Source organism: Nostoc sp. ChiSLP03a (assembly GCF_034531215.2).
Taxonomy (GTDB): domain Bacteria; phylum Cyanobacteriota; class Cyanobacteriia; order Cyanobacteriales; family Nostocaceae; genus Nostoc.
In genome coordinates, this window is the sequence record NZ_JAVRBQ020000148.1 from 159534 (window position 1) to 184795 (window position 25262).

A 25262-nucleotide genomic window follows, 5' to 3' on the forward strand; every position below is an offset into this window, starting at 1 on the left:
TTTGTTCAATTTTAAATTGAGGAGGATAAAACCTAAACATAAAAAGACTTTTCATCCAGTCCCCAGCGATGCACTGAGCTTGCCGAAGTGTCCCTAGCTATACTAGTTGACCCCAGTGATTTCATCTTAACTTGACACTAATGGCTGAAAAGACATCCCAAGTAGTCCATTAAGCTAACGAAAGCTTGGGTACGTAGTAAGCATTTCAGTGCTTAACATTAGGACTAAAGTTTTTACTACAAACTTGTTTACACAGCAAAGTTAGCTTGATAATACACGTGTGAATACAAACCTTAATAATTATTTCTATGAATTATCTTAAAAGAGAACTTAACAAAAAAATAAACATTCCTGAGACTGCATAATTTTATACTGGTCAGCAGAAGAGTAAAAACATTTAGTTGCAAAAAGCGAGTGAAGCTATGACACTAGGCTTTTCTGTACAAAAACTAGACAATGGCTCTAATTATTTGAGTTCCTCTGACATTCAAAGCTTTTGTCAGCTTGAGTCTGAGCAGTTAACTAGTCAGTATCCAATTTTTTTCGCTCGAATTGTCTATCATGATTCATTATTAAGAGCTAATCAAGAGGTAATAAATTATGGTCAAGACCAAGTTCCTTTTTCCCCAAAAACTTTAGCTTATTTGCGTTCAGAAGCATGGCTTACAGATTTTCCGCCTGTTTTGACTTTACAGGAATTTCAGCTTAAGGACTTTTCATCTATTTCTTACATTTGCCCCATATCCTATAGAAATCAGAAAACTGAATATATTCAAATCATTACTCATGAACCTCTCTCGTCGAGTTTACAACTATATGTCAAACGCTCTGCTATGCTACTGAGTAAGTATGTAGATATTTCCTTGGATTATGGCAGACAAAAAACTGAAATTAAACTTTTAGAAGATATCTTACATCGAGTCGGTCATCAATTGCGTAACTCTTTAGGACTTATAGGATTGTATGCACATAATTTATGCTTAGGTTTAGAAGATAGCCCTTGGCAAGAGCAAGCAACAATCATTGGCGAAAGTATACAAGATTTAGATACTAATTTAAATGAATTGATTGATTGCGGTCAAAGTGCAAAATTAAGAGTAACACTTCAAGATTTAAGAAGTTTAGTGGTTGAAAGTATCACAAATTTACAACCTCTAATTAATCAGAAAAAACTTAAAATATTAATTCCCGATACATCGACAATACTGAAGATAGACAAATTACAAATGAAACAAGTTTTTGATAATATCCTCAGTAATGCCGTTCATTTCAGCCCTCATTCAGGAACTATTACCTGTAGCTGGCAAATTTTTCAAGATGAAGTTTTAATTAAAATCTCCGATCGAGGGCCAGGATTGTCTCAAGAAGACTTACAAAAAATATTTACTCCATTTTATTCCCGACGTAAAGGAGGTACAGGACTGGGTTTAACTATTGCTAAAAAAATTATTTTGGATCATCAAGGAAGTATCTGGGCACAAATTTTATCAGAAAGTGGGGCACAATTTTCGATGATTTTGCCTCGACCAAGGAGCGTGAATTAATTTATAATTCGTAATTCGTAATTCGTAATTAAAGATATGGCTAATGATAATAAACTTTCGGTTTTACTTGTAGATGATGAAGAACGCTTTCGTCAAGGATTACGTACTCTCCTAAATTTTTATAGTATTAATTCTGCTTTACCTGTAGAAGTTATTGGTGATGCAGATTCTGTTGAGCAGGTTTTAAAGTTTATAACTCAGAAATGTCCAGATTTAATTTTGCTGGATATGCAATTGAAAGGATGTGATGGAATTACAGTTCTGGCACGTCTTAAAGAAGCTGCTTACAGTGGCAAAATTTTAGTATTGTCGGCTCATCAAGAAGACGACTGGATTTTTAGAGCGATGCAGGGAGGAGCCGCAGGTTATGTGTTTAAAAATCGTGTAGCAACCCAATTATGTGAAGCTATTGATACTGTAACTAGGTCAGAAATTTATCTACCTTCAGAAGTTGCTAGTCGATTTTTCCGTTTTTTTCAGGCTTATTCAGATTCTTGTGTAAAAGCATGTCATGAGGTGCATTTAACCGAAAGAGAGCAAGAGGTTTTATACTGGTTAACTCAAGGTGCTTCTAATGAAAAAATCGCTAAACATTTATATGTAACAGTTGCTACTGTTAAGGCGCATCTCACCAGTATTTTTGAAAAATTAAAGGTTACTAGCCGGACTCAAGCGATTGTAACTGCCCTCAAGTTAGGATTAGTTCACGCTTGAGCGCGACGGAAGTAGTCGGCGCAATTCACGAAACTCTGTGTATATGGCTTCATTTGAATCTTTTTATCAAGAATACCCCTGCTCGTACAATTCTCCCTTAAGTTGCGATCGCCCTTTCCAAACGGCGCAGCAAATCAAGGGTGCTAAGTTTTGCTTGGAATGTGGTTTTCCAGCAACTTTACCACAGGAGGGTGAGATTAAAGGAAGTCAGGGAACTTATCAAATAACTAGTTTTGTCGGTGTGCGCGGTTTAGGCCGCTTATATTCAGGTGTTCAACTTAAAGACAAACAACCTGTAATCATCAAAGAATATTTGCTCCCCAATCGTTCTTTTAATGAAAGTGAGACTCAAAAGCGAAAAGAGACTTTTAAACGGGTAGGTGGGGTAAGTTTAGCCGATAGTCGAATTCAAAACTTCCGTCTGGTGGAAACGAAAGAAGCGATCGCAGATGAAAAAGGAGAACGCTGTTATCTTATTACTCAAGGCATAGAGTCATCCCAAACTTTAGGTAAATATCTCATAGAAAAGGGCGCAATGACATCTCTTGAGGTGCGTGAAGTCCTAAACCAAGGTTTACAAACTCTCCAGTTTCTCCACACTCAAAAACTGCGTTTTCCCTCCAATCAAATACAACTAGGTATCACTCACGGCAATATCAATTTAGATAGTATTTTAATTAAAGTAGAAAATAATCAAAAGTTTTCTATATATTTTTGTGATTTAGCTATCTGGGAAAACTTATTTATTCCCCCGATTATTCCTCAACCTGCTGCCGCCAGACCTGAGCAAGATTTAGAATCATTAGGATTATTAGCCTTTTATTTATGGGTAGGACGGACAACTAATTTTTCATCTAACCAGCCTCTCAATCCTAGAGATCATCAACAATGGCCGGATACTGATAGCTATTTAAAGCAGTTTATTTATCGCTTAATGGGGCTGGAAACTCCTTTTGAAAGTGCAGAAGCGGCTCGTAAAGCACTACTAGAACTTCCTCAAGAAGATCGTGCTAAAAGTTCAAGTTCAGTGCGTTCGTCAAAGACGTTGGCGCAGCCATCGCCAGGTTCTCAAGAACTAAAAAAGCCTTTGCCAACGCCCTTAATCTTGCTAGTAATCCTATTTTTATTACTACTTGGTGGCGGAATTTGGTATTGGCTTTGGGGTAGGAAAACAGATAATCCTAATCAATATATCCAATGGTCTAAACTTGTGCAGAATTTTTCCGAAGTCCCTAACGTTCCTTCTGGACAATTTACTTACACAGGAGAAAAAGATAGTACATGGAGTTTTGTTTTAACGCAATTAGTAGACAACAGCCGTTTAGGAGATTTATTGACCAGACCAAAGCTAGATGCAACAGCAACATTTGACTATAAATCTGTTTTGTCATCAAATATAAATAATCCGATTAAAAGTATCGAAGAAGTTCAAACAAATAAAAAAGATTTTGCCATTACTAGTCTGGTAGACAACATTACAGATAAACTTGCGAAAAAAGCAGTAGCCTATGATGGGTTACTTGTTTTTGTCGCATTTAATAAAAGAGACTCAAATCTTGCTAATGCTCTTGGGGGGCAAATCAATCTCGAGCAATTGCGTCAAATTTACACAGGTAAAATTACTAATTGGCAGCAAATTAATCCTAAACTTCCAAATCTGCCTGTGAAACCTTTTGCCCCAACCGAACCGGAAGCAATCAGTAAATTTCAACAAATAGTTCTGCAAAATGCTCCTCAAGACGAAGCTTTATTTGCAGCTAAAGTTACTAAACTTGATACAACAAAAACCCAAAACCTGATACGCAGTGAAACTTTAGATGGGCGAACTACTGGTATTATCAGTTTTGGGATTATCAGTAAAACTTCGAGTCAGTGTACTGGCTATCCTCTAGCGATCGCAGATGCTAAAAAGTCTGCTATTCAACCTCTGTTTCAAAAACGCGATCGGCGCTCAATTAATCCCTCAGATGATTTGTGTCAACATGATGATTATTATGTTGATGTCACAACTTTCCAAAGCTACCCCTTGGGATACCCTATTTTTGTAGTGTACCCTAAAGACAGCAACCGCCTACCTAGTGGTTCTACATTTGCCCAGATGCTAACTACTCGTCAGGGTCAGTGTTTACTTAGTAAAGTAGGTCTTGTAGCTTTACAACCTATGCCTGATGATATAAAGTCTTATGCCTGCAAATCGGTGCCCTAATCCTAGTTGCGAATATTTTAACCGCGCCCTGCCTAACAATGCTAAGGTTTGTCCTTGGTGTTCTACCCCAGTGGGTAATGTAGTTTCTCCTACACCACAAACACCTAGTCAACCTCCACCTATTCAACAACAACCTAGTCAACCACCTGTTCAGTATCAGCGGCCGCCTACAGACCAACCTAACTACCAAACTCCCCAACAAGCCCCGATTGATTATTCAACAGTCTATCAGCCACGAGTTTCCTATCAACCAACACCACCTGTTTATACCCCCCCGCCTCAAAGAGCGCCAGCCTTAAAGCTGATTCATAGCACCGGCAGGGAATTTCACCTCATTGGAGAAGGAGGTTATATCGGTCGCCGCAGTCAGAGTCCAGGAATAGCGCCGCCAGAAATTGACTTGACCGGCATTCCCAGTGAGGGAATAGTCTCTCGTCGTCATGCGCGAGTCGATTGGGACTGGTCGCAAAATTCCTATATGATTGTTGATATGAGTACAAATGGTATTTATTTAAACAACAATCCTTTGACTCCCGGTATGCAGTATCGACTACTTAACGGTGATTCACTGCGATTTGGTCAGGATAATCTAGTTAATTTCACTGTATATGTTGTGTAGTAGAAAGCTGATTTTATAAATTTTAGTTAACAAGACTTGGGGCTTAACAAGAAGTTTAAGCCCTTTGTTAAAGATAGACAAACTTCTGAGCTAAGAGGCTATTTATAAAGTAAATCTAAAGGCGAGTAGGAGGGGATTATCGGAAGGAGTAAGATACTTAATATACAGTATATTTACATAGGTACTCATGGCACGAAAGTCTTATCCCACAGACTTAAATGATATGGAGTGGGAAATCCTGGCTCCGTTAATTCCACCACCCAAAGAAGGAGGACATCCGCGCACAACTGATATGCGAGCAGTATGCAATGCAATCTACTATCACTTGAAAACGGGATGCCAATGGAACATGCTTCCAGGGGACTTTGTTATACTCGCTCAAAAACTTCATCTTTTTCCCAAGGGACTGATTCTTCCATTGTCCCAAGCTCTGCAAAAGCTTTGGCAGCTTTAAGGGTTGTATTCAAGTCAACGCAGGACTTAGCCGGATAAACACCTTCTTGCCCCCCAACTATCACGAATTCATCCATATCTGATTTAGATGGGTCAACAAGATAATGAAAACTCTCATTGTCAAATGTCAAATACACTATATATTTTCCTAAACCACCACCCACAGCCATGTGAGCTTCACTGTCTGTTTCTAAGGTAATAAGTGTTTTGTGATGCCCGTCTAACTCTCTAATAGCTGATTCTATTTCTTGCCAACTATGGGCTTGCTCGACAAAATCCTTGTTCTGATTACCAATCCAATCTTCAACTGAAAATTTTGTTATAAACATAATTACCTCACATCAGTGTAATTGTCTGACGACCGCTAGGGCTAATAACTTCTATTTCTTCTATACCAAGCTGTCTAGCCATTCCTTTCACACCTCCGTTTTGACCACACGCTCTACAAAGATCCCGGTCAACTGTTAAACGGGCTTTTCCTCCTCTTAATCCTGTATCAAAGGCTTGTTGAAAGGCATCAGCTTCAGCGTGGGTGCGACTAATTGGATTTACTTTAAGTGTAATCTTTCTGCGATTGGGATTACTGCCTGCACTGATACCAAAAAATACACTATCACCTATTTCTAACTTTGCGATTGTGGAGCGGTCATCTTCACTACCTGCTGGCAAAAGCCCAAGCTGTTGCCTATACTCTGCTAATTCTTCAAAAATAAGCTCCCCCCTTTCTTACCTGTTTTTCTTCAATCGCAGAGCAAGTCTGACAGAGCAGATGAAACGTGTTTCTGCCTCTGGTGAACGAATAGCAATCATCCTACCGAGAATAACAAAAAATGTCCAAGTTTGTTATTACTGCGTTTGAAAAAAAGTAAAAGTAAGAATATGTCGGCAGTTAAATCCGAGCAATGTGTAACTTTGCTGCTTCAACGGAAGCAACTATGACTTAGCCCAGATTTTTAATGTACTATCACTACTGCTACTAATTAATTTATCTTGAAAAGATAATATGGTGGTTATTGGTTCAGAATAGCCGGATAAATTACAGAGTAACTTTCTTGTTGCTATATCCCACAATTGAATCTCGTATTCATAGGTATTACTCGCTAGAATCTTACCATCAAGACTGAATGAGACAGAACTGGGATAACCAGAGTTTGCAGAAATAACGTAATCAGGTTTACCTGATGATAAATTTCAAACATTTACTTTATAAATGGTCTCTAAATAATTTAGTAAACTCTGCTGTTGACGACTCATTTTTACCTTCTTAAATCTAAAATTCAGCCATTAGTCATTTTCGGTTATCCCCAAAGACAAAGCACAATGGACAAATGACGATAGACAGAGGACAAAGGAAAAATGAGCAATGTATTTCGGGAATTTCTGCAAAAAGTAGGCAGCGGAAACCACACATCTAAGAATTTAACTCGTATTGAAGCAGCCACCGCTACTAAAATGATGCTGCTGGGTGAAGCGACACCAGCCCAAATTGGAGCCTTTTTGATTGCTCACCGAATCAAGCGTCCTACAGGAGAAGAGTTAGCCGGAATGTTGGATGCTTATGAGGAATTGGGGCCAAAACTGCAACCAATAGCCTCTGGGCGACCAGCGATCGCTCTTGGCATCCCTTATGATGGTAGAACACGCACGGCACCGATTAGTCCCGTCACAGCTTTACTACTCGCCACAGTGGGACAACCAGTGGTAATGCATGGTGGCGATCGCCTACCAACGAAGTATGGCTTACCTCTGATAGATATTTGGCAGGGTTTAGGAGTCGATTGGACTACTTTACCCATAGCCCAAACTCAACAAGTGTTTGAGCAAACAGGAATCGGCTTTATTTATCTACCTCAGCATTTTCCCTTAACTACAAGTCTTTGGGAATACCGCGACCAACTTGGCAAACGTCCGCCGTTGGCGACAATGGAGCTAATTTGGTGTCCTTATGCTGGTGATGTTCACGTAATTGCTGGGTTTGTCCATCCACCAACAGAAGGGATGTTTCAGACCGCTCTAGGACTGCGGGGAGTAACAAAATTTACATTAATCAAAGGATTGGAAGGTAGTTGCGACTTACCGCGCGATCGCACTGCAATCATCAGCTTATCTTCATCCGTAGCACCCCAAGAGGTAGAACGATTGCACCTCGTACCGCGCGATTACGGCTTTACTACCAAGAACGTACCCCTTGGAACTACTGAAGAACTGGTGGCGGATATTCAAGAGGTTTTGGCAGGTAAACCAGGTGAATTGATGCAAACAGCCTTGTGGAATGGCGGATTTTATCTATGGCGCAGTGGTATTTGTTCAGATATGGCAGGAGGTTTAGCTAAAGCAGAAGAATTATTAACCAATGGTGTAGCAGCAGCTAAACTCCAAGAACTGAGCCAGGTAGTAAATTCAGTGTCAGCAGATATACCTTTTAGGGTGTCAACGACTTCTCCAAAATAGATTTTTGTTCCAACCAATCTTTACCTACTTGGATACTGATATCCGATGCAAGGTTGCCAGTACTTTCCACTCGCACTTCTCCAAATCCCAAAGTGCTGCGAATTGATTCGGCACTGTCACCATCTCCCTGTTGGGCGACAATATGAGTTACATCTAGAGGTTCACCCCATGCCTTGGCCACATAGATATTGCGATATCCAGATTTTTCCAAGGCTCTAATTAACGGTTGGAGGTTCGAGCGATCGCCACCTGTACTATCTTGAATTGCTACACGCAAAGAGCGTGGGTTACTTGTAGTTGCCAGCTGTTCCTGTTCTGACTCCACACCAAAGTGTTGAGCCATCAGTTTCGCAATCCCATCTTTGTTGGGCAACCAATAGCTAGCATCAAATTCATTCTTTTCGCTAAAGCGACCTGGCAGCATTAACATTTGCATATTAGAGCGATTTGTCCGCACCCCAAAACCCATTAACGCTACTAACTCTTCAACCGTCAAGTTAGTATCAATGTGGTCTTTCACGACATCAAGAACTTTAGGTAATTGAGCAACAGTAGCCGGGTTGAGTGTTTGCTCCATCAAAGCACGCATGACCATTTGCTGGCGCTGAATCCGACCAATATCACCAAGTTCGTCATGGCGAAAACGCAGCAATTGCAATGTTTGCTCGCCATTGAGGTGCTGCTTACCAGCCTTCAAATTGATGTACAAATGCTGAGAATCATCTTGATATTTCATATCTTTAGGAACGTAGACAGTCACGCCACCCAAAGCATCAATTAGCTTGGCAACTCCCAAAACGTTAATTCGGACATAGCGATCGATTCCTGCTCCTCCTAAGAGATTACTGACAGTTCTGGCAGTCAAAGCTGGCCCACCGTCAACATTGGCAGCATTAATTTTTTTCACTCCATACCCCTCTATTTCCGTGCGGGTATCTCTGGGAATGGAGAGCATATTTATTTTTTTCGTCTCTGGATCGAATTTGACCAAGAGCATCACATCAGAAAGACCATCAAAAGAGTTGACTTGGGGCAGGTATCTGAGATTTTTGGTATCTTCAGGAGGGTTTTGGATATCTGGGGGAAGTACACTCATTCCCATCACCAAAAGATTCACTGGACGAGTTAATTCTGAAAATCGCAGCACACCTCCAGAAATGCGCTCGCTATCAAAGGCCGCCTCATCCTTTGGAGTTAGCTGCGCTTGTTGCAAAGGCGTACTCGTCAAAGACACTGCCAAAAGCGCCCCCGCAGTTGCAGATACCATCGCAATACCACCCATACCTACCCAAAACCACAGCCACCGTCCCGATGTTGAGCTTTGGGGAATTTTTTTATTGGACTTTGAGGCTTTTCCCGACTGGTTTTCTTCCGCCGAACTTCTTTGAATGGTCACAGACTTCCTCACACTTACTCACTAATCAAATTCAGTAATTTTGCAGACTAAAAACACCTAAACAAATCAACCCATAATAGCTAACTCTTAATTATCGGTGCTAACTTTTTTAATGTAGTGTCAACCACAACACTTATAGCAGCATTTATTCTTTTTTTGGGACAACCTGGAGATGTTTTACTGAAGTATGGCAATAATAAACTGGATTTGACTAGATATATAAATAAATCTGCCAGAAATTTTCCAAAATTCAGTAAAAACACCGACAATTTATCGCCTGAAAAAATTAAGATAAATACTTGCCAAGCACTCGTTCAGCTAAACTACTAAACCCTGGTAAACGACTAGATTTGCCTTGCATTAGGCGCAAAATCAACCAAATACTTACTAAAAAGTAACCTGATGTGAGAAAGCTATTGAGGATAAATAGACGTAGCCCAAAAAAATCTGAAGTTGCTGCCCCGGTAGCTAATAATAGATAACTCAACAGCCAAGTAAGTGCCAAAGTAATAGACAGACGACTAATAGCAAGTTGTTCCCGATTGCCCTGGCCTCGATAGAGCGTCCACAAGGATGGAAAAAAGCCGACGATCGGAACTAAATGTAAAAGCAACTGTGTTTTAGGCATTGGGTACTGGGGATTGGGTACTGGGGATTGGGAATTGGAAGAAGACAAAAAAGAGACTTCTGGAATAATTCTTCCTTGTCCTCCTTGTCCCTCTTCTTCCCCCAGTCCCCAGTCCCCAGTCCCCATTCCCCAGTCCCCATTGTCTTTCGGTTCAAAATTCTTCATTGGGGTTAGTCTAACTCCTAAACTAGAAGGATGAATAAGACTCATATAGTTAGAGATAATAAGCTGTAAAGAAAAATTTCATTTAGTTCTATTCCGCAATCAGCTCAAAATGCAGACACGTAAGCTACTCGACTGGTGGCAAACATTTACTCCAATAGCGCGAATCGGGGCGATCGCGCTATTCGCTCCGCTGCTAGTTCTCAATGGTTGGGCAATTTCGGTATTTTTCAATTATTTCCATTCTCTCATAGTCATTTTAGTCGGAGCCTCAGTGCTGGCATTTCTGCTCAACTACCCCGTGAGCTGGATGGAGCATCATGGTGCTAGGCGAGAGCAAGTTGCTATTTTAGTATTTCTCTTGGCTTTATCGATTTTATTGGCATTGGGTGTGACACTTTTTCCCTTGGCTCTTACCCAAGCTCAACAACTAGTGGCGCGTTTGCCAGATTTAATCGACTCTGGACGCTCTCAGTTAATGATCTTAAACGGGAAAGCTGAGACTTTTGGCATACCGATTAACCTCGATGCTTTAGTGGTGCAAATCAACGATCGCGTCAAAGGACAATTACAAGCGATCGCTGGACAAGTTTTAAATCTAGCTGTACTGACAGTTACTAGTCTGCTAGATATTCTTTTGACTATGGTTTTGACTTTTTATCTTTTACAGCATGGGGGTGAACTCTGGGAAAGTTTAGTGGAGTGGCTACCTAATAAATTCCGCGATCCTTTCTCCAAAACAGTCCGCCTCAGCTTCCAAAATTTCTTCATCACCCAGTTGATTTTATCTACCTGTATGGCTTCAGCCCTTATTCCTACCTTTTTGTGGCTGAAAGTGCCCTTTGGATTGCTATTCGGACTAACTATTGGCCTGATGGCTCTCGTTCCCTTTGGCGGTTCTGTAGGCATCGCCCTGACTACACTGTTGGTAGCGTTGCAAGATTTTTCAATGGGTGTGAGAGTGTTGATCGCAGCGGTAATTGTACAGCAAATTCTCGAAAATTTAATTGCCCCCCGAATTTTAGGCAGTTTTACTGGTTTAAATCCAGTTTGGATTTTAATTTCGGTCTTAACAGGGGCAAGAATTGGCGGACTGTTGGGTGTAATTGTGGCAGTACCTACAGCTGTTGTGATTAAGACTGCTTTAAGTGCCTTGCGTCCTGGTACCGGAACAAATGACAGTGCCATTGGGGAGATAACTGCATCCGTTCCAGGAAATGAGTCCTCGAAAGCCGACGACAACAAAACTTTGAGCATTTCTGAAGCAACATTGCCTTAATACAAGAAGGCAGGAGCAGGAAGTGTATCATCAGTTATTTATCAGGAACGCTAAGGGACAAGGGAAAGAGTAAAAAGCTATTGCTTCTCTAATAATGGGAGACTATTATTAACCTTTTTCCCTTTACCCCTCTTATTTCTTAAATTCTGTTGCAAGCGATTGTTTAATATCAAAATTTTCCAAATACTGTGAAAAGTCAGCCCTTGCCACCAGAAATGAATGCCAATTGGTGTTTGCTTCAATATTCTAAATAGCTTTTAAACTTTTAAATAAATCTAACTTTCAGAATCATTATCTAATTTAGAATTTAGGAAAGGAAACTACTTTGCAAGAAGTGCTTTTAAATTGCAGCAGAAGTGAAATTGCTAGGTTCTGCACTTGCCGATCGATACCATCTCCCTGAATAATCACCTGGGAAAGTGACTGAATTAATTCCCGAATTTGTGGACATAATTCACGCCTTGAGATTACAGCTGGAAATGAACTCTGCAAGAATTGCTATTTGCTGAGTAAATTGGGATATAGATGCGGAAAATTTTTCTGGGTAAACTTGACCAGCAAATGGTAATGAAAAACTATTATCAAGATTTTTTAATTCGTGATTGGGTGAAAAGCGATCGCACAAGAGCCGCCGAAGTCATCAGTTATGTATTATCAGAATACGGTCTGGGTTGGGAACCCAAGGGTGCTGACCAAGATGTGCTGCAAGTCGAGGAATGTTATTTAGCTACTGGGGGAGAGTTTTGGGTAATTGAACACCAAAGTCAGTTAGTAGGTACTGGGGCATACTACCCCATACACCGAGGTGAAAAAGCTGTAGAAATCCGCAAAATGTATCTTTTACCCAGCATCAGGGGTTTAGGATTAGGGAAATATTTGTTACAACAGCTAGAAGCAGCGATCGCAAAGCGTGGTTTTCAACAAATTTGGATTGAAACCGCCAGTGTTTTGGTGGAAGCAGTCAAGCTGTATGAAAGCAATGGCTACACTCCAGCAACAGGAGTGGAAACAACAAGGTGCGATCGCATCTATGTTAAGTCATTGGTCAATAGTCATTAGTCATTAGTCATTAGTCATTAGCTAAAAACAAAGGACAAAGGACAAAGGACAAAGGATAAATGACAAATGACAAAGGACAAAGGACAATTCTAAATGCACGCTTGGATTAAAAATTTCACAGGCTTACTCAATCTTTTTCTTCAATCCCATTGCCCTCTATGTCAACGCACAACTTCCCAAGAATTCTGTCATAACTGCACCAGACAACTGCAAAAATGTCAACGTAAAGACCCGATTTCTCTATGGCAAGAGCCTATACCAGTGTTTGGCTGGGGGGAATATGGTGGGCCAGTGAAACGAGCGATCGCAGCGATGAAATACGAAAATCAACCCCAAATCGCTCGTCCTTTAGGTCAATGGTTAGGGGAAGCATGGTTGTTAAATTCACCGAAGCGAGATAGCCAGCCTGTAGTAGTTCCTATCCCACTTCACGCTAGTAAACAAAAACAACGTAAATACAATCAAGCCGCACTGATAGCACAAAGTTTCTGTGAAATAACTGGATTAAAATTGAAACTAAACGGTTTAGCAAGAGTGCGAGAAACTGAAGCGCAGTTTGGTTTGTCGGTATCTAAACGAGAAAAAAACTTGAACCAAGCTTTTGCTATTGGGCAAGAATTTCGCCATCGTCCTCCAAATGTTCCAGTGCTGTTAGTGGACGACATTTATACTACTGGTGCTACTGCCAGGTCTGCTGTGCAAACACTTCGTCAGTATGGAATTGTGGTCTTAGGATTAGTAGCTGTAGCTACTGCTGTCAAAGACGGATAAATCAAGAGTTAATAGTCTAACTTTGGCAGATAAGTGCATAAATTGACCTAATTACCCTATTTTTGTAGAAAAATTGCTTGAAATGTATGAATAAAGTTTTTGCGGCAGGTTTAAAACAACTCATCATCATTCCTGCCACATTGCTGGCAATAGGCATTAGTACTAGTGCAGCTTTTGCTCAAAATAAATTGTATAGTCCAATTCCTTTATCTAACAGTACTGAAATTGACGATCGCCTTTCAGACAAAGATATTCCCACAGGTCAAGGTGGGTTTGCCCGTGATTACACTGTGAAGTTGCAGAAGGGCGATAATTTAGCAGTTGACCTGTCATCGGAAAACTTTGACAGCATCATCACACTGCTGGCACCTGATGGTTCGACTTTGGCAGAAAACGATGATGGCCCTGATGGTAGTAGCAATTCCTTACTCTTTACTCGCATTGTAGAGACAGGGAATTATGTTATTCGTGTCCGGTCTTTTGGAGAAACTGGAGTTGGGGCTTTTAAACTCAAAGTGACAAAGTTGCAACCGATTAAATAAAGTTGTCATTTGTCATTGGTCATTTGTCATTGGTCATTTGTCATTGGTCATTTGTCATTGGGCATGGAGAAGAGACAAGGGAGACAAGGGAGACAAGGGAGAGATTTATTTAACAATTCCCCCTTGTCCTTCTTTGTTCCCTTTTTCCTCTCTGCTCCCCATTTGTCAAAAAACGGTCAGTACGCAGAGAAATAAGGCTTCAGTCCACTCAACGACTGCGCCGTAGGTATCTCCAGTGTGTCCGCCTAGTTTATGGTTGAACCATGCACCAGTTAAAGTGGCGATCGCACTTCCAACAACTATGATTGTCAGTGCGAGAAATAGCTGCTGGTTATCTATTAGCCAAAGTAAACCACTCAAACTAAACAACAACAACAATCCTGGTAACAAATCTTTGTAAGAACGAATGGCTTGTTTGTGAAGCGCGCCTTTACCAGTTGCTTTCAAATAAGGATATCGGGCGATCGCTAGTTGTTGTCCCCAACGTCCCCAGCCACAAGCAGCCATCAGCAATAACCAACGGTTTTCTGGCATATCCGTCAAAGCTGTTATTTTCAGTAGCACTAAGGCGATCGCAGCCATTGCTCCAAAGGCTCCTGTAGCACTATCTGCCATCACCTCCAGTCGCCGATCTGGGTCGCCCACTGCTAAACCATCGGCAGTATCCATTGCCCCATCTAAGTGCAATCCTCCAGTTATGGCAATCCAGACACTTACTACTAAAGCACTACGAGTTAACACGGGCATATTAATATAGTTCATCCCCGTATCTAGCAACCCTAAAATTCCCCCAATCATCACTCCGATAAGCGAAGCAAGACGTGCTACTCTTTGAAAATCCAATCCGTTCAAATACGGTAATGGAATAACTGTGTAAAAAATAATACTAGCTGCCAGCTTTAACAGCAGCTTTTTCCACCACTGTTGCTGTTTCGTCATCTGAATTACATTAATTTTTGGGAAATTGCTGGATAATAGTCATAATTTCGGTAGAACCGACATCAGTAGACTTTAAAACTTTAAATAAGATTTACTTCTATTAAACATTCTCGTTGAAAATTTTGTTATGCTGGTCTAAGTGGTAAATAAATAATTTTGAGTATGTTTTTATACAAAAATGATTAACTTAGGAAGTTAAAATTCCATCAAGGAGCAAAATTTGTGTTTTGTATTCGTTAACTAAAAACTTACTCCAAATTATTAGACGATTGCCCCATAAAATTGATATTTTTTTAAATGTAGGGAGTAAACAAGCTATTCAATTATGACAGTTTAGCTATGTTGTTGCTCTCCTTAGCTCAATCGCAATTTTCCTATGAGTCATCATCTACCCGACACCAGGATACCAGCTCCGTGCATTATTAACACGGGCATCATTGTGAATAAGCTCGACATCCGGCGATTGCTGGCAGATTTAGGTCGAGTCCACTACATCTACACCCAAGAAGATAAGGTACTGAGCGAGGGTGAAGGGGATGTGATGGAAGTTTTTGCCAATCCGCAAAGGTCTACCTTAGTGGCTAACCGCGCGCTATATCTGAATGTTTGTAGTTTTGATTACTTAGAACTAAAACAGTCGTCGCAACAAGAAACCTACTTCGATTTGATGCAAGAAGGATTGTGTCTGCGGTTGATTCCCCGATCGACACCTTTACAAGAGCGACGAGAGCGAAGCTTCAATGTCAGCGCTATAGAAGCGATGATGGAACAAGTACTCTCAGCCAAGTGGGATGCAGAAATTGACGATGACTGTTCTGATTCTTTCTAAATAACAATTATTTAGAGTATATACTCGTAAAGTTGGTAACTAGGTTAGTAATGAATGCTTAAGTGTTCGCTAAAACTCAACTACCAATCTTGATGTTTGTCCATAATTTAGCCAAATATTATTAATTTTGCCCTAATACCATTTGGTTTTATGGCTGCTAGTACCGCAAGGCAAAAGCCAAAAGTCACTCATGCTTGAATTTTGGGTTTTCTGGCTGTAATGAAATGGTAGGTTTATTTCTGCTGCGTTGTACTAGTTATGGATTTTTGAAACTCTTTACCGATTAGTGTTTCACAATCCAAAATTTAAAATCTAAAATTCCAAATGGCATGAGTGCGAATTTTTCTTTTCAATGTCTTGCTTGCTGTAGTCAGACAAAAGCTAGAGCAGGAGTGTTTTTCACCCCTCACGGTCTTGTAGAAACCCCCAGATTTATGCCAGTAGGAACGCTGGCAAATGTCAAAACTATTACTCCATCTCAGCTACGAGATACTGGGGCACAAATGATCTTATCCAATACTTATCATCTTCACCTACAACCAGGAGAAGCGATCGTGGCTGGGGGTGGTGGGTTGCATAAATTTATGGGTTGGAACGGCCCAATGCTCACAGATTCGGGTGGGTTTCAGGTCTTTAGCTTAAGCGAGATGCGAAAAATTACTGAAGAAGGCGTAACTTTTCGCTCGCCCCATGATGGACAAATTATTAACTTAACACCAGAGCTATCCATTCAGATTCAAAATACTTTGGGGGCTGATGTGATTATGGCCTTTGATGAGTGTCCGCCCTACCCAGCCACTCGCCAAGAGGTTGAAACTGCAACTGAGCGTACTTATCGCTGGTTAGAACGCTGTATAACGGCTCATCAACGCACCGATCAGGCGTTGTTTGGAATTGTGCAAGGGGGGGTGTATTTGGATTTGCGTTGCCGTGCGGCGGAAGCTTTGGCTAAGTTAGATTTGCCCGGATATGCCATTGGTGGCGTGAGTGTGGGAGAACCGCCAGAATTGATGGCTGAGATTGTCAAAGTAACAGCACCGCTTCTACCCCCCGAAAAGCCGCGTTACTTGATGGGTGTAGGTACTTATCGGGAAATGGCGATCGCGATCGCATCTGGTATAGACTTATTTGATTGCGTCATTCCCACCCGCTGGGCAAGACATGGTACAGCGATAGTTCAAGGCGGACGCTGGAATTTAAAAAATGCTAAGTTTCGTGAAGATTTTACGCCATTAGATGAAACTTGCCCGTGCTACACTTGTCAAAATTTTAGCCGTGCTTACATATCTCATTTGGTGCGATCGCAGGAGATTTTGGCTTATACCTTGTTGAGCATTCACAACATCACCGAACTAATTCGCTTTACGCAGCATATTAGAGAAGCAATATTAAGCGATCGCTTTGTCGCAGAATTTGGTCACTGGCTCACCGAAGAAAGCAAAGATGAGAAATAGAGAGTCAAAGAGCAGAGGATTAATGACAAATGACAAATGACAAATGACCAATGACCAATGACCAATGACCAAACCATGTTAAGATACTTCTCAATTATGAAAGCTGTGTTGGATAGGTGGATTTAAACAAACATGGAAGCAGCACTTTTATTAGCAAAACTGCCAGAAGCTTACCAAATCTTCGATCCTTTGGTAGACGTTCTCCCAGTTATCCCTGTATTCTTCTTGTTGCTTGCTTTTGTTTGGCAAGCAGCTGTGGGATTTAGATAAGTTAATCTATTGTTCAATTTATAGGACAGGTAGACTACCTGTCCTATTTTTTTGCAGCCTCGGATTTGAGAAAATTAATATTTATTAATATTTTGCAATGAATTATTATAATAAATAAGATATCAATCAAGCTATGTCAATATGAAGCCTTGAAAGCCAAGCTTACAGTCAAGGAGGAATCAGTTATGGGTAATATCAAATTCGTTAAAGAAAATAAAGAAGTAGTGGCAGCAGATGGTGCTAATCTCCGGCTTAAGGCGATACAAAATGGCATTGACATATATACATTGATTGGCAAGATGACCAATTGTGGTGGTTATGGTCAGTGTGGTACTTGTGTTGTGGAGATAGTCGAAGGACTAGAAAATCTTTCCCCCCGCACAGATGTAGAAAACCGGAAATTCAAGAAAAAGCCAGAAAATTACCGCCTTGCCTGTCAAACTTTAGTGAATGGCTCAGTCAGCGTAGTCACGAAGCCTTAAGTTCTCAAACTTGTTATGTATCCAGTCAGTAGTCAAAATACTTACCAAAATTGAGTTTCCTCTCTACGAGACGCTACGCGGACATTTTGAATACTTCGACAAGCTCAGTACAAGTTTTGAATTTTGAATTGGTATAACTCTGTCATCGATAATGCTATCCTAATGTTGTTGACTGGAAATTTAAGAGAGGCTTTCTTGCCATGCAAGTTAATGACCTGGGGTTCATAGCGAGCATTTTGTTCGTACTAGTCCCGGCTGTGTTTTTACTAATTCTGTACATCCAAACTGCTAGCCGCGAAGGTGGAAAAGATAGTTAAGAGTTTGTGTATAAAATAAATAACCCCTGCGCCAATAGTGTAGGGGTTTTTATTTATTAACTATCCATTTAGTGCTGTTAGCGTAGCCTGTGCTGAGTGCCCAATAGCAAAGACAATAAAAATCTTACTTCTTTACTATTTTATGACAACAATTATTATACTCAGCACTGTTTACTTTAAGCGATTGTCCGCGCTAACAATACAGGACAAGTGGCATTGACTCGAACATAGTCAGACAAAGAAGATCCGATGAGCCGATCTATATCAACAAAACTCTTAGCGATCGATGGACGACGATCTGGAGAACCGAGCAATAATAAGTCTATATTCAACTCTTCTGCCAATCGACAAATTTCTTCACCAGGTTTGCCACTGCTGATATAACAACGAGATTGGATGCCTTGTTTTTCAGCTTCTGCAACAGCGGCTGCTAAAACTGGATTTTTAGCTGGGTTAACCTGGGTTATTTCCGATTTTTTACCCCCAAAATCTGTACTAATATTTGCTAAAATTAACTCGCCGCCTGGAATATCTCGCAGTAAAAACAATGCCAATTTCAAGCAATTTTTTGCTGAATCAGAATTGTCTATTGCCACCATAATGCGCTTAATTCTTTTAACATAAATGTCATCTTTTACCAGCAACATGGGGCGAGAAGATAGCTGGAAAACATACTGACTAACTGAGTTCGATAAAATCGATTGCAGCCGTTTCAGTCCGCGTGAACCCATAATAATCAAGTCAGCATCGATTTCATCAGCGACCTGGCAAACCACATCTTTAGGGTCGCCTTCACGCAAAATTGAAGAAACTTGGCTAGGATCTAAGTTCAAGGTTTGAATGGCATTCGCCAGAATTTTACCACCATTTTCCCATTTAGCTGTCATGGTAGTAGCAGTTCTTTGTGCTTGAACAACATGCAAAATTGTAACTTTTGCAGATTGAATTGAAGGGATTTCTTTCAGGGTTTTGAGCATTTCCTCTGCGTGTCCCAATCCCGATACAGCCAGCAAAATTCTTCTGATCATTTTACGTAATTTTTGTGAAGTTTACTTTTGTTTTCGCTGTTGGTACTTGGCTATGGTCAGATTTTCACCACCTTGTTTGACAGCCTAGTTAGTAAGTTGATACAAATAAACTTTATTTCTTAGTATTTAACACTCAAATAAATGACAAAGGATAAAAAACTAAACAAATATTTAAGTTTATTTGCACTTAGTTACTTAAACTTTCAACTAGACTTCAACTATTCAGCATACTCTTAACTTAGTCTAATGAACTTAATAAATTATGATGTTAGTTATTATTTTTAATCTATGTTTACTTTTATTAATTATAGATAAGTTAAGTATTGCAAATAAATGCCAAAATAACTCTATAGTAAAATTGATTTAGTATAACCTTTAACAGGCGATTCGCTTCCCACTTAATATAGTCTACACTCCTTTTGAGTTTCCCATATTCTCTAGCTTTTTAAGCCTTTTGCAGTTTTAGTAATTCAGATAGGATTACTCTATCGGAACACCCGCAAAATGTGGGATAACAAGCTCCGAATTCAGATATTCTAATAGTCGAAATTATATTTAAGACTATATTGAAACCCTCCAGATTATATTTGGAGGGTTTGTTTGATGACTTGTGAGATTTGCTTAACTTGGATGCGCCCCTGGTTGTCCGTTTTGGACTACAAAGGAAGCTAAGGTTTTGACTGAAGCATTCAAGTCAACGATGCTTGATACAATACGATAGTCGCTTTGCCAGCGTTTTGGAGTCAGGTTGCAGCGGACGTATCCTCGGTAAGCACCGTCAAAGAACTTAGTATGGGGATTATTAGTTAGGGCAGCTTGAGATGGAGCGATAAATGAGGTGGGAAAGTCAGAGGTGATTGAAGTTCCTACAAACTCAGTGCCTACCGTCGGTGAGTTTGGGTTATTAAAGTCAAGCTTTAGGTCGTGTACCCAACTAGAATGAATATCTCCAGTAATTACCACTGGATTAGAAGGTTGGCGCTGGTTGAGAAAACTCAAAAGCCGATTACGCGCAGCCACGTAACCGTCCCACTGATCCACATTGAAGACACCAACACCTGGATTACTATTGAAATTGTACTCGGCTAGCATGGTCTGTTGAGCAATCACATTCCAGCGCGATCGCGATTGGTCTAACCCTTTTCGTAGCCACTGTTCTTGCTTTGAGCCGGTCATGGTAGCATTTGTATCGAAAGCTTGGGAACAGCGAGGCTTAAGTCCATCATCACAAGGTTGGTTAGTGCGATACTGCCTCGTGTCTAGCACATTGAACTCAGCTAAATTACCGAAAGTCAACCGCCGATAAAGCAGCGCGTCTGGGCCCTTGGGCAATGAACACAGACGTAAGGGCATGTGTTCGTAGTAAGCTTGGTAAGCATTAGCTCGGCGTTTTCTAAAAGCCTCTTGAGTTTGGTTATCTTCGGGAATTAAGTTAGCGTAGTTGTTGTCAACTTCATGATCGTCCCAAGTGACAATCCACGGAAAAGCCGCATGAGCAGCTTGAAGATTTGGGTCAGTTTTGTAGAGGGCGTGGCGATCACGGTAGTCTTTAAGAGTGATAATTTCTGGACTATTATGTTGGCGGGGCCCACCAGATTGTGGCCCGTATTCATAGATGTAGTCACCCAGATGAACCACAAGGTCGAGGTTTTCCTCAGCCAAATGCTGATAAGCCGTATAGTAGCCATTTTGCCAGTCTTGACAGGAGACAAAAGCAAAGTTGAGCTGTTGGGTGTAGCTATAAAATGCTGGTGCTGTGCGAGTCCGTCCAATGGGGCTAACTTCGCTACCCACTTGAAATTGATACCAGTACCAACGGTCAGGGTCTAGTCCACAGACATCAACGTGAACTGAATGTGCTAACTCTGGTGTCGCCAGCACTGTTCCTCGCCGCACCACCCGTCTCATGTTTTCATCAAGGGCGACTTGCCACCGCACTGGAACATTTACCAGTGGCATTCCACCTCCAGAGAGTGGATTGGGAGCCAGTCGTGTCCAGATAACAACACCATCCGGCAAAGGATCGCCAGAGGCAACACCAAGACTGAACGGATAGCTAGAAAACCTTGATTTAGCCAATACCGGATGCCATTGGCTAGCGATTGTTAACCCTGTTAAGAATCCTGCACCTAACAAAAAATTCCGCCGTTTGCACCGATTTGCTAGCAGGCGTGTACCATCCATAAGTTCCATATTCACCCCTTCCCAGATGTAAATACAGTTGGCATTCAGGAGGGTCAATTGCCAAAAACACAAATAATGGCTTGATTTGACTTGTTTCCTAATTGCTGCTCAACTAAACACAAGGAACCTAGCAATCCAGGATCAAGTAGAAATTAAGATTTTGTTAAGTTTAAATTTGAATTAGGGGATTGGGCATTGGGACTAAAAAAACTTTGTGGCTCGTTTAGACCCACCACCAAAGTACTAAAGAATTTATGACAGTTAATAATACAGTTTTGGCAGAGATTGAAAGAGTTAAGCAATTGCTGGCGTATGGAAAGGTTAAACAAAAAATTGATGCCCTTCTAGATGTTTTTGAGTATAGAGAAGCTGGCTTAGACTTGATTATTGAAGCTTTACAAAACTCAAAGGTTGATGTTCAAGAAGCAGCTTATTGGCTACTTCAGGAAAGTACAGAGCCAAGAGCTAAACTGGCATGACGGGAATACAACTTCTATTTATTTTTTGAGTATCTTTTTACTATTGAGAGTTATACAGATGAAGTTTGTAGGATATTTTGTGTAGATATAAGCCAAGAGTTACAAACCTTAGTTACTTGTAATTATAAGAACATAATTCAAGTGTGTAATATGCAAACAAAACAGGTAATATGCACATTCCAGCCAGAAGCAACGAAGGAATTTGATCGAATCGCGTAGGCGTAGCCCGTCGTAGACATCGCACCTAATAATCGCATTTTAGGACTTTGGCATTGTCTTGATTTGGTTGAGGTGTGGGATTTAAAAATAGAGCAGAAGATTTTCAGTACAAATATCCAGTCGGAGGAATTTTGGAGAGTTTCTTTTAGCCCAGATGGTCAAACTTTTGTAAGTACTCGTGATGGCTATGAACTAACATTTTGGGATATTAATGAACACAAGATAACACCTTCTATTTTTATCTCCGAAAATATTCATCGCCGTTATCCCATTTACTCAAATTCGCAAATATTAGTGACTGAAGAACAAGGCTTTGACCAAAACTATGAAATATGGGATTGGCAAACCCAACAAGTAATTTGTACCTTAAGTCTTTCAGGGTATATGCCTGTAATTACTGTCAGCCGCGATCGACGTTTTTTACTTAGTGGTAGTCGAGAAAATGGAATTATCAAAGTGTGGAATATTCGGACAGGACATGAACTTTGTAGTCTCACAAGTCATTCATCGTCAATTACTCGCCTTGCAATTAGCTCAGATGGACAGAAACTATTTGTTTGGAGTGGAGACAGCACCGTTGAGGTGTGGGGAATTTAATTTTTCACGGTGATTTGAGATAGTTTTCCTTCAAAATTCAGAATTACACTGTATAAATTACGAATTATTTAAAACCTACCATTTCCCTGAACAATGTGCTTAACGGTGGTCAAGGTTTCCAGGCTGATAAATCCCCGACGATGACCTTTTTGATTAGACATGCCGAGAAATACTGAATCTCCCCGCGAAGGATTCCGGGAAAAACGCGGGGAAGTGTTGATGTAGGTAGAGGCACTGTTAACTCCCAAGACAAACTGCCGACTTTCCTGATAAGATTCAGTCACGATGGAGTCGGCATGACCACTGCTGTATTCATTAATCCAAGCGATCGCACTCTCTAAGCTATCCACCAGTTTAAAAGCTACTGTCCTCGTTAAATAAGGGTTTCCCCATTCGCCTTCTTTTACCAGCTGCAACTGAGGAAAGGCTTGGACTAGTTCTGCATCTCCTTTAATTTCAAAGCCTTTTTCTATCAAGCTGTTCCACAAGACAGCTAAAGATGATGGCAAGGCTTGACGATGAATTAGTACTTTTTCAATGGCGTTAACTCCATCGGGTTCACTTTGATGACTATTAAGAATCATCCAGCGTACCATTTCTAAGCTGCTATTGGGCGACCAATAAAGGTAACAGTTACCCATCGCCGACTTTAAAACTGGGCAAGTTGCCTGTCGGACTACTTGCTGCACTAAGCTAGAACGTCCGTAAGGAATAACTAAATTCACGTACTGGTCTTGGGTAACAAGATCGCGAACTGAAGCCCCATGTTCTGCTGTAATCATTTCTAAACAACCCGGAGCTAGACCAACTTCTGCGATCGCATTTTGCAGTACCTCAGCGATGACCGCGTTAGAATGGCTGGCTTCGGTGCTGCCTTTGAGAATTATACAATTACCAGTTTTGATACAAAAACCCGCTGCGATCGCTCCTAAATCGGGAAAGGCCTCATAAATAAATCCAATCACTCCCAAAGGCATTAACTGAGTGTAACTTTGGGAATCTTCCAGTTGATAATCAGCGGTTCTGACGCGTCGCAGCGGATCTGATAATTCCCCCAACCGTTGTAAAATGTCTACTGTCATCTCTAGCCTTGTGGGAGTCAGCTTCAGCCAGTCCAATATCAACTCAGGCACTGCCATTTCCCGACTGGCTTCTAAATCCAAGGTATTGGCTTCTAGAATGTCGTCAAATGAGCGCTCAATCGCCTTTGCCATTGCCAATACTGCATGACTCCGGTCTGCTCCCTTTGTGAGCGCCAGCTTTAGGGAAGCTTGATAGGCTCGTTGGGCACTAGTAATCGGTTCGGGGTGGTCATCCAATTCAACAGTCATTGAGTTAACGTCTGTAGGTAAGCCAGACCATTAGTGCTGGTAAGATAGCCAATAGCACCGCCACCATTGCCCAAGCAATGATGCTGGAACCATTTGCCAATCGCAGTGCTAATGGCAGCCATATAATCACTAGCACGAAAATAATCCCCAGCGCTATAGGCAAATAGCTTTCTCCCAAGCGGGGATGGACAACATGCCAACTATTTCCCATCCAACGCCAAGCCCGTTTGTAGGGATAGGTGGTGGAAAGCTGTTCTAGGACATGACCATTATCTTCTACAACAAAGATTTGCTGACAGCGATCGCAACCAAATGCTTCTGTCAGCGTAATCGGAATTAACTGACCCCGGCGACGACAGGGACAGGGGTATTCGGTATTGAAATCGATTTTTTCGGGTTTTTGAGATTGCACAAGCGTTCTAATAACTTGAGCGTGTTTTACACGAACTACGAGAATATAATGCCTTGGTAAACACCTTAAAGGCTTCTGTCTTTATATACATAAAAAGGTGATGCAAACATTGCCCTGATTACCAACAGTAGATGCAGCTAACTTTAAGTATTCTACTAATTGCCAAATTAGTACGGAGTTATCTATTTTTAATCTTTCCCCGTAGCTGGCGATCTTGTTTAAAAATTTCCTTCTCTTCATCTGTCGCTTTCAAGGTAATGTGGTTGCGTTTTTGGGAATTTATGTATGCTGACACACCTGATACAATTTTAAGCATAGGTGGCGACCACTCCTAAAGCCAATCCTTTGGGAAGGCTAGGCTCGTAAACAACACGCATCAACAAACCCGCTAATTTCCCTTTGGGTCACTATATATTACAATCATTTATCAAAGTTAGACGGGATTATCTCCAATCTCTATGCCTTGGAGTTCACAGGCGTTTCCAGAGCCGAAACTGCTAAAACATATTTAGTGTCTAACTCTTTGTCCAAATATATAGATTGTGGCTAATTTTAACCGATCTGTCCACATTCAGAGCAGTTTGCAAGAGTGCAGAGCTAATCTACGAACACTTCAACGCACCCTAAAAACACTAAACCTCTTGGAATTTTTAAATTCAAGAGGTTTTAGTTGGAAGCGGGTAACGCGATTCGAACGCGCGACATTCACCTTGGCAAGGTGACGCTCTACCACTGAGCTATACCCGCGATCATCACCCAAATACCAATATCTCAGATTTATCTGTAATTGTCAACCCTCTAATTTAGTCATTGGTCAGTACAGACGCGATTAATCGCGTCTGTACAATGGTCATTAGTGAATAACAAAGGACAAAGCGCAAAGTCTGAACGGAGGTT

Annotated in this window: 27 protein-coding genes, 1 tRNA gene and 1 pseudogene; 17 read left to right on the plus strand and 12 right to left on the minus strand. The window is 41.0% G+C overall.

Features of this window, described 5'->3' with window-relative positions:
- Positions 1-422 precede the first annotated feature (422 nt).
- The 5 genes and pseudogenes from RMY32_RS24845 to RMY32_RS24865 form a co-directional block, all read left to right on the plus strand.
- Positions 423-1544 (plus strand): HAMP domain-containing sensor histidine kinase, encoded by a 1122-nt coding sequence (locus RMY32_RS24845; protein WP_322714147.1) that lies wholly within the window; start codon positions 423-425, stop codon positions 1542-1544.
- A gap of 36 nt (positions 1545-1580) precedes the next feature.
- Positions 1581-2258 carry a response regulator transcription factor gene (locus RMY32_RS24850; RefSeq protein WP_322714148.1) on the plus strand — a complete coding sequence of 226 codons (678 nt, stop codon included), beginning with the start codon at positions 1581-1583 and terminating at the stop codon, positions 2256-2258.
- A 43-nt stretch (positions 2259-2301) separates the two neighbouring features.
- Positions 2302-4464 carry a substrate-binding domain-containing protein gene (locus RMY32_RS24855; protein ID WP_322714149.1) on the plus strand — a complete coding sequence of 721 codons (2163 nt, stop codon included), beginning with the start codon at positions 2302-2304 and terminating at the stop codon, positions 4462-4464.
- The gene (locus RMY32_RS24860) at positions 4442-5083 is read left to right on the plus strand and encodes an FHA domain-containing protein (RefSeq protein ID WP_322714150.1); all 642 of its coding nucleotides are present in this window, start codon (positions 4442-4444) and stop codon (positions 5081-5083) included. The genes RMY32_RS24855 and RMY32_RS24860 overlap by 23 nt, the downstream gene beginning before the upstream one ends.
- 187 nt (positions 5084-5270) lie before the next feature.
- Positions 5271-5450: pseudogene (locus tag RMY32_RS24865) on the plus strand (transposase); the annotation flags it as partial.
- A gap of 1 nt (position 5451) precedes the next feature.
- Here RMY32_RS24865 and RMY32_RS24870 read toward each other — a convergent pair.
- The 3 genes from RMY32_RS24870 to RMY32_RS24880 all read right to left on the minus strand — a co-directional run bounded on the left by RMY32_RS24870 (position 5452) and on the right by RMY32_RS24880 (position 6607).
- The gene (locus tag RMY32_RS24870) at positions 5452-5865 is read right to left on the minus strand and encodes an Imm1 family immunity protein (protein ID WP_322714151.1); all 414 of its coding nucleotides are present in this window, start codon (positions 5863-5865) and stop codon (positions 5452-5454) included.
- A 7-nt stretch (positions 5866-5872) separates the two neighbouring features.
- Complete coding sequence (locus RMY32_RS24875; RefSeq protein ID WP_322714193.1) at positions 5873-6247, minus strand: deaminase; 375 nt, start codon at positions 6245-6247, stop codon at positions 5873-5875.
- Positions 6248-6469: 222 nt separating this feature from the next.
- The gene (locus tag RMY32_RS24880; protein ID WP_409883932.1) at positions 6470-6607 is read right to left on the minus strand and encodes a hypothetical protein; all 138 of its coding nucleotides are present in this window, start codon (positions 6605-6607) and stop codon (positions 6470-6472) included.
- Positions 6608-6892: 285 nt separating this feature from the next.
- Between RMY32_RS24880 and RMY32_RS24885 the strand changes: the two genes are divergently transcribed.
- Positions 6893-7987 (plus strand): anthranilate phosphoribosyltransferase family protein, encoded by a 1095-nt coding sequence (locus tag RMY32_RS24885; RefSeq protein WP_322714152.1) that lies wholly within the window; start codon positions 6893-6895, stop codon positions 7985-7987.
- On the opposite strand, the gene RMY32_RS24890 is transcribed toward RMY32_RS24885, so the two are convergent.
- Together RMY32_RS24890 and RMY32_RS24895 are read right to left on the minus strand one after the other, a co-directional pair.
- Entirely contained in the window at positions 7959-9383 is a 1425-nt protein-coding gene (locus RMY32_RS24890) for an LCP family protein (RefSeq protein WP_322714153.1), read from the minus strand. The two genes, RMY32_RS24885 and RMY32_RS24890, sit on opposite strands and share 29 nt — an antisense overlap.
- A gap of 286 nt (positions 9384-9669) precedes the next feature.
- Positions 9670-10011: a hypothetical protein gene (locus tag RMY32_RS24895; RefSeq protein WP_322714194.1), complete on the minus strand. Its 342-nt coding sequence runs from the start codon at positions 10009-10011 to the stop codon at positions 9670-9672.
- Between the two features lie 274 nt (positions 10012-10285).
- On the opposite strand from RMY32_RS24895, the gene RMY32_RS24900 reads away from it, so the two are divergent.
- The 4 genes from RMY32_RS24900 to RMY32_RS24915 all read left to right on the plus strand — a co-directional run bounded on the left by RMY32_RS24900 (position 10286) and on the right by RMY32_RS24915 (position 13824).
- Positions 10286-11452, plus strand: coding sequence for an AI-2E family transporter (locus tag RMY32_RS24900; protein WP_322714154.1), 1167 nt, complete (start codon positions 10286-10288; stop codon positions 11450-11452).
- A 567-nt stretch (positions 11453-12019) separates the two neighbouring features.
- Positions 12020-12511, plus strand: a complete 492-nt coding sequence (locus RMY32_RS24905) for a GNAT family N-acetyltransferase (RefSeq protein WP_322714195.1) — start codon at positions 12020-12022, stop codon at positions 12509-12511.
- Positions 12512-12604: 93 nt separating this feature from the next.
- The gene (locus RMY32_RS24910) at positions 12605-13282 is read left to right on the plus strand and encodes a ComF family protein (RefSeq protein WP_322714155.1); all 678 of its coding nucleotides are present in this window, start codon (positions 12605-12607) and stop codon (positions 13280-13282) included.
- Between the two features lie 86 nt (positions 13283-13368).
- A complete protein-coding gene (locus RMY32_RS24915) occupies positions 13369-13824 on the plus strand; it encodes a PPC domain-containing protein (protein ID WP_292749628.1) in 456 nt (151 codons plus the stop codon).
- A gap of 165 nt (positions 13825-13989) precedes the next feature.
- On the opposite strand, the gene cobS is transcribed toward RMY32_RS24915, so the two are convergent.
- Positions 13990-14763, minus strand: a complete 774-nt coding sequence (gene cobS, locus RMY32_RS24920; RefSeq protein WP_322714156.1) for an adenosylcobinamide-GDP ribazoletransferase — start codon at positions 14761-14763, stop codon at positions 13990-13992.
- 376 nt (positions 14764-15139) lie between these two features.
- Between cobS and RMY32_RS24925 the strand changes: the two genes are divergently transcribed.
- The 5 genes from RMY32_RS24925 to psbM all read left to right on the plus strand — a co-directional run bounded on the left by RMY32_RS24925 (position 15140) and on the right by psbM (position 18115).
- Positions 15140-15592 (plus strand): hypothetical protein, encoded by a 453-nt coding sequence (locus tag RMY32_RS24925; RefSeq protein ID WP_322662022.1) that lies wholly within the window; start codon positions 15140-15142, stop codon positions 15590-15592.
- Positions 15593-15921: 329 nt separating this feature from the next.
- Positions 15922-17046, plus strand: a complete 1125-nt coding sequence (tgt, locus tag RMY32_RS24930; RefSeq protein ID WP_322714157.1) for a tRNA guanosine(34) transglycosylase Tgt — start codon at positions 15922-15924, stop codon at positions 17044-17046.
- A 132-nt stretch (positions 17047-17178) separates the two neighbouring features.
- Positions 17179-17316: a photosystem II reaction center protein K gene (locus RMY32_RS24935; RefSeq protein WP_006195022.1), complete on the plus strand. Its 138-nt coding sequence runs from the start codon at positions 17179-17181 to the stop codon at positions 17314-17316.
- A 185-nt stretch (positions 17317-17501) separates the two neighbouring features.
- The gene (locus RMY32_RS24940; RefSeq protein WP_322676274.1) at positions 17502-17798 is read left to right on the plus strand and encodes a 2Fe-2S iron-sulfur cluster-binding protein; all 297 of its coding nucleotides are present in this window, start codon (positions 17502-17504) and stop codon (positions 17796-17798) included.
- A 200-nt stretch (positions 17799-17998) separates the two neighbouring features.
- The gene (gene psbM, locus RMY32_RS24945) at positions 17999-18115 is read left to right on the plus strand and encodes a photosystem II reaction center protein PsbM (protein ID WP_084227279.1); all 117 of its coding nucleotides are present in this window, start codon (positions 17999-18001) and stop codon (positions 18113-18115) included.
- Positions 18116-18291: 176 nt separating this feature from the next.
- Here psbM and RMY32_RS24950 read toward each other — a convergent pair whose 3' ends face one another.
- Both RMY32_RS24950 and RMY32_RS24955 read right to left on the minus strand, forming a co-directional pair.
- Positions 18292-19143, minus strand: coding sequence for a universal stress protein (locus tag RMY32_RS24950; protein ID WP_322714158.1), 852 nt, complete (start codon positions 19141-19143; stop codon positions 18292-18294).
- Between the two features lie 621 nt (positions 19144-19764).
- Positions 19765-21336 (minus strand): alkaline phosphatase, encoded by a 1572-nt coding sequence (locus RMY32_RS24955; protein WP_322714159.1) that lies wholly within the window; start codon positions 21334-21336, stop codon positions 19765-19767.
- A gap of 245 nt (positions 21337-21581) precedes the next feature.
- On the opposite strand from RMY32_RS24955, the gene RMY32_RS24960 reads away from it, so the two are divergent.
- On the plus strand, positions 21582-21806 hold the full coding sequence (locus RMY32_RS24960; RefSeq protein ID WP_322714160.1) for a hypothetical protein: 225 nt from the start codon (positions 21582-21584) through the stop codon (positions 21804-21806).
- 291 nt (positions 21807-22097) lie between these two features.
- Positions 22098-22622, plus strand: coding sequence for a hypothetical protein (locus RMY32_RS24965; protein ID WP_322714196.1), 525 nt, complete (start codon positions 22098-22100; stop codon positions 22620-22622).
- A gap of 68 nt (positions 22623-22690) precedes the next feature.
- On the opposite strand, the gene RMY32_RS24970 is transcribed toward RMY32_RS24965, so the two are convergent.
- From RMY32_RS24970 to RMY32_RS24985, 4 genes are all read right to left on the minus strand, one after another.
- Entirely contained in the window at positions 22691-23953 is a 1263-nt protein-coding gene (locus RMY32_RS24970) for a glutamate-5-semialdehyde dehydrogenase (RefSeq protein WP_322714161.1), read from the minus strand.
- A 4-nt stretch (positions 23954-23957) separates the two neighbouring features.
- Positions 23958-24365 (minus strand): hypothetical protein, encoded by a 408-nt coding sequence (locus RMY32_RS24975; protein WP_094348002.1) that lies wholly within the window; start codon positions 24363-24365, stop codon positions 23958-23960.
- Between the two features lie 178 nt (positions 24366-24543).
- A complete protein-coding gene (locus RMY32_RS24980; RefSeq protein ID WP_322714162.1) occupies positions 24544-24681 on the minus strand; it encodes a hypothetical protein in 138 nt (45 codons plus the stop codon).
- Positions 24682-25040: 359 nt separating this feature from the next.
- A tRNA-Gly gene (locus RMY32_RS24985) sits at positions 25041-25112 on the minus strand.
- Positions 25113-25262: the final 150 nt, after the last annotated feature.

Bases quoted from the DNA above. Each gene is read 5' to 3' on its own strand.
- RMY32_RS24845 (WP_322714147.1), top strand. From the start codon at position 423: ATGACACTAGGCTTTTCTGTACAAAAACTAGACAATGGCTCTAATTAT.
- RMY32_RS24850 (WP_322714148.1), top strand. From the start codon at position 1,581: ATGGCTAATGATAATAAACTTTCGGTTTTACTTGTAGATGATGAAGAA.
- RMY32_RS24855 (WP_322714149.1), top strand. From the start codon at position 2,302: ATGGCTTCATTTGAATCTTTTTATCAAGAATACCCCTGCTCGTACAAT.
- RMY32_RS24860 (WP_322714150.1), top strand. From the start codon at position 4,442: ATGCCTGCAAATCGGTGCCCTAATCCTAGTTGCGAATATTTTAACCGC.
- RMY32_RS24870 (WP_322714151.1), bottom strand. From the start codon at position 5,865: ATGTTTATAACAAAATTTTCAGTTGAAGATTGGATTGGTAATCAGAAC.
- RMY32_RS24885 (WP_322714152.1), top strand. From the start codon at position 6,893: ATGAGCAATGTATTTCGGGAATTTCTGCAAAAAGTAGGCAGCGGAAAC.
- RMY32_RS24895 (WP_322714194.1), bottom strand. From the start codon at position 10,011: ATGCCTAAAACACAGTTGCTTTTACATTTAGTTCCGATCGTCGGCTTT.
- RMY32_RS24900 (WP_322714154.1), top strand. From the start codon at position 10,286: ATGCAGACACGTAAGCTACTCGACTGGTGGCAAACATTTACTCCAATA.
- RMY32_RS24905 (WP_322714195.1), top strand. From the start codon at position 12,020: ATGAAAAACTATTATCAAGATTTTTTAATTCGTGATTGGGTGAAAAGC.
- RMY32_RS24910 (WP_322714155.1), top strand. From the start codon at position 12,605: ATGCACGCTTGGATTAAAAATTTCACAGGCTTACTCAATCTTTTTCTT.
- RMY32_RS24915 (WP_292749628.1), top strand. From the start codon at position 13,369: ATGAATAAAGTTTTTGCGGCAGGTTTAAAACAACTCATCATCATTCCT.
- cobS (WP_322714156.1), bottom strand. From the start codon at position 14,763: ATGACGAAACAGCAACAGTGGTGGAAAAAGCTGCTGTTAAAGCTGGCA.
- RMY32_RS24925 (WP_322662022.1), top strand. From the start codon at position 15,140: ATGAGTCATCATCTACCCGACACCAGGATACCAGCTCCGTGCATTATT.
- tgt (WP_322714157.1), top strand. From the start codon at position 15,922: ATGAGTGCGAATTTTTCTTTTCAATGTCTTGCTTGCTGTAGTCAGACA.
- RMY32_RS24935 (WP_006195022.1), top strand. From the start codon at position 17,179: ATGGAAGCAGCACTTTTATTAGCAAAACTGCCAGAAGCTTACCAAATC.
- RMY32_RS24940 (WP_322676274.1), top strand. From the start codon at position 17,502: ATGGGTAATATCAAATTCGTTAAAGAAAATAAAGAAGTAGTGGCAGCA.
- psbM (WP_084227279.1), top strand. From the start codon at position 17,999: ATGCAAGTTAATGACCTGGGGTTCATAGCGAGCATTTTGTTCGTACTA.
- RMY32_RS24950 (WP_322714158.1), bottom strand. From the start codon at position 19,143: ATGATCAGAAGAATTTTGCTGGCTGTATCGGGATTGGGACACGCAGAG.
- RMY32_RS24955 (WP_322714159.1), bottom strand. From the start codon at position 21,336: ATGGAACTTATGGATGGTACACGCCTGCTAGCAAATCGGTGCAAACGG.
- RMY32_RS24960 (WP_322714160.1), top strand. From the start codon at position 21,582: ATGACAGTTAATAATACAGTTTTGGCAGAGATTGAAAGAGTTAAGCAA.
- RMY32_RS24970 (WP_322714161.1), bottom strand. From the start codon at position 23,953: ATGACTGTTGAATTGGATGACCACCCCGAACCGATTACTAGTGCCCAA.
- RMY32_RS24980 (WP_322714162.1), bottom strand. From the start codon at position 24,681: ATGCTTAAAATTGTATCAGGTGTGTCAGCATACATAAATTCCCAAAAA.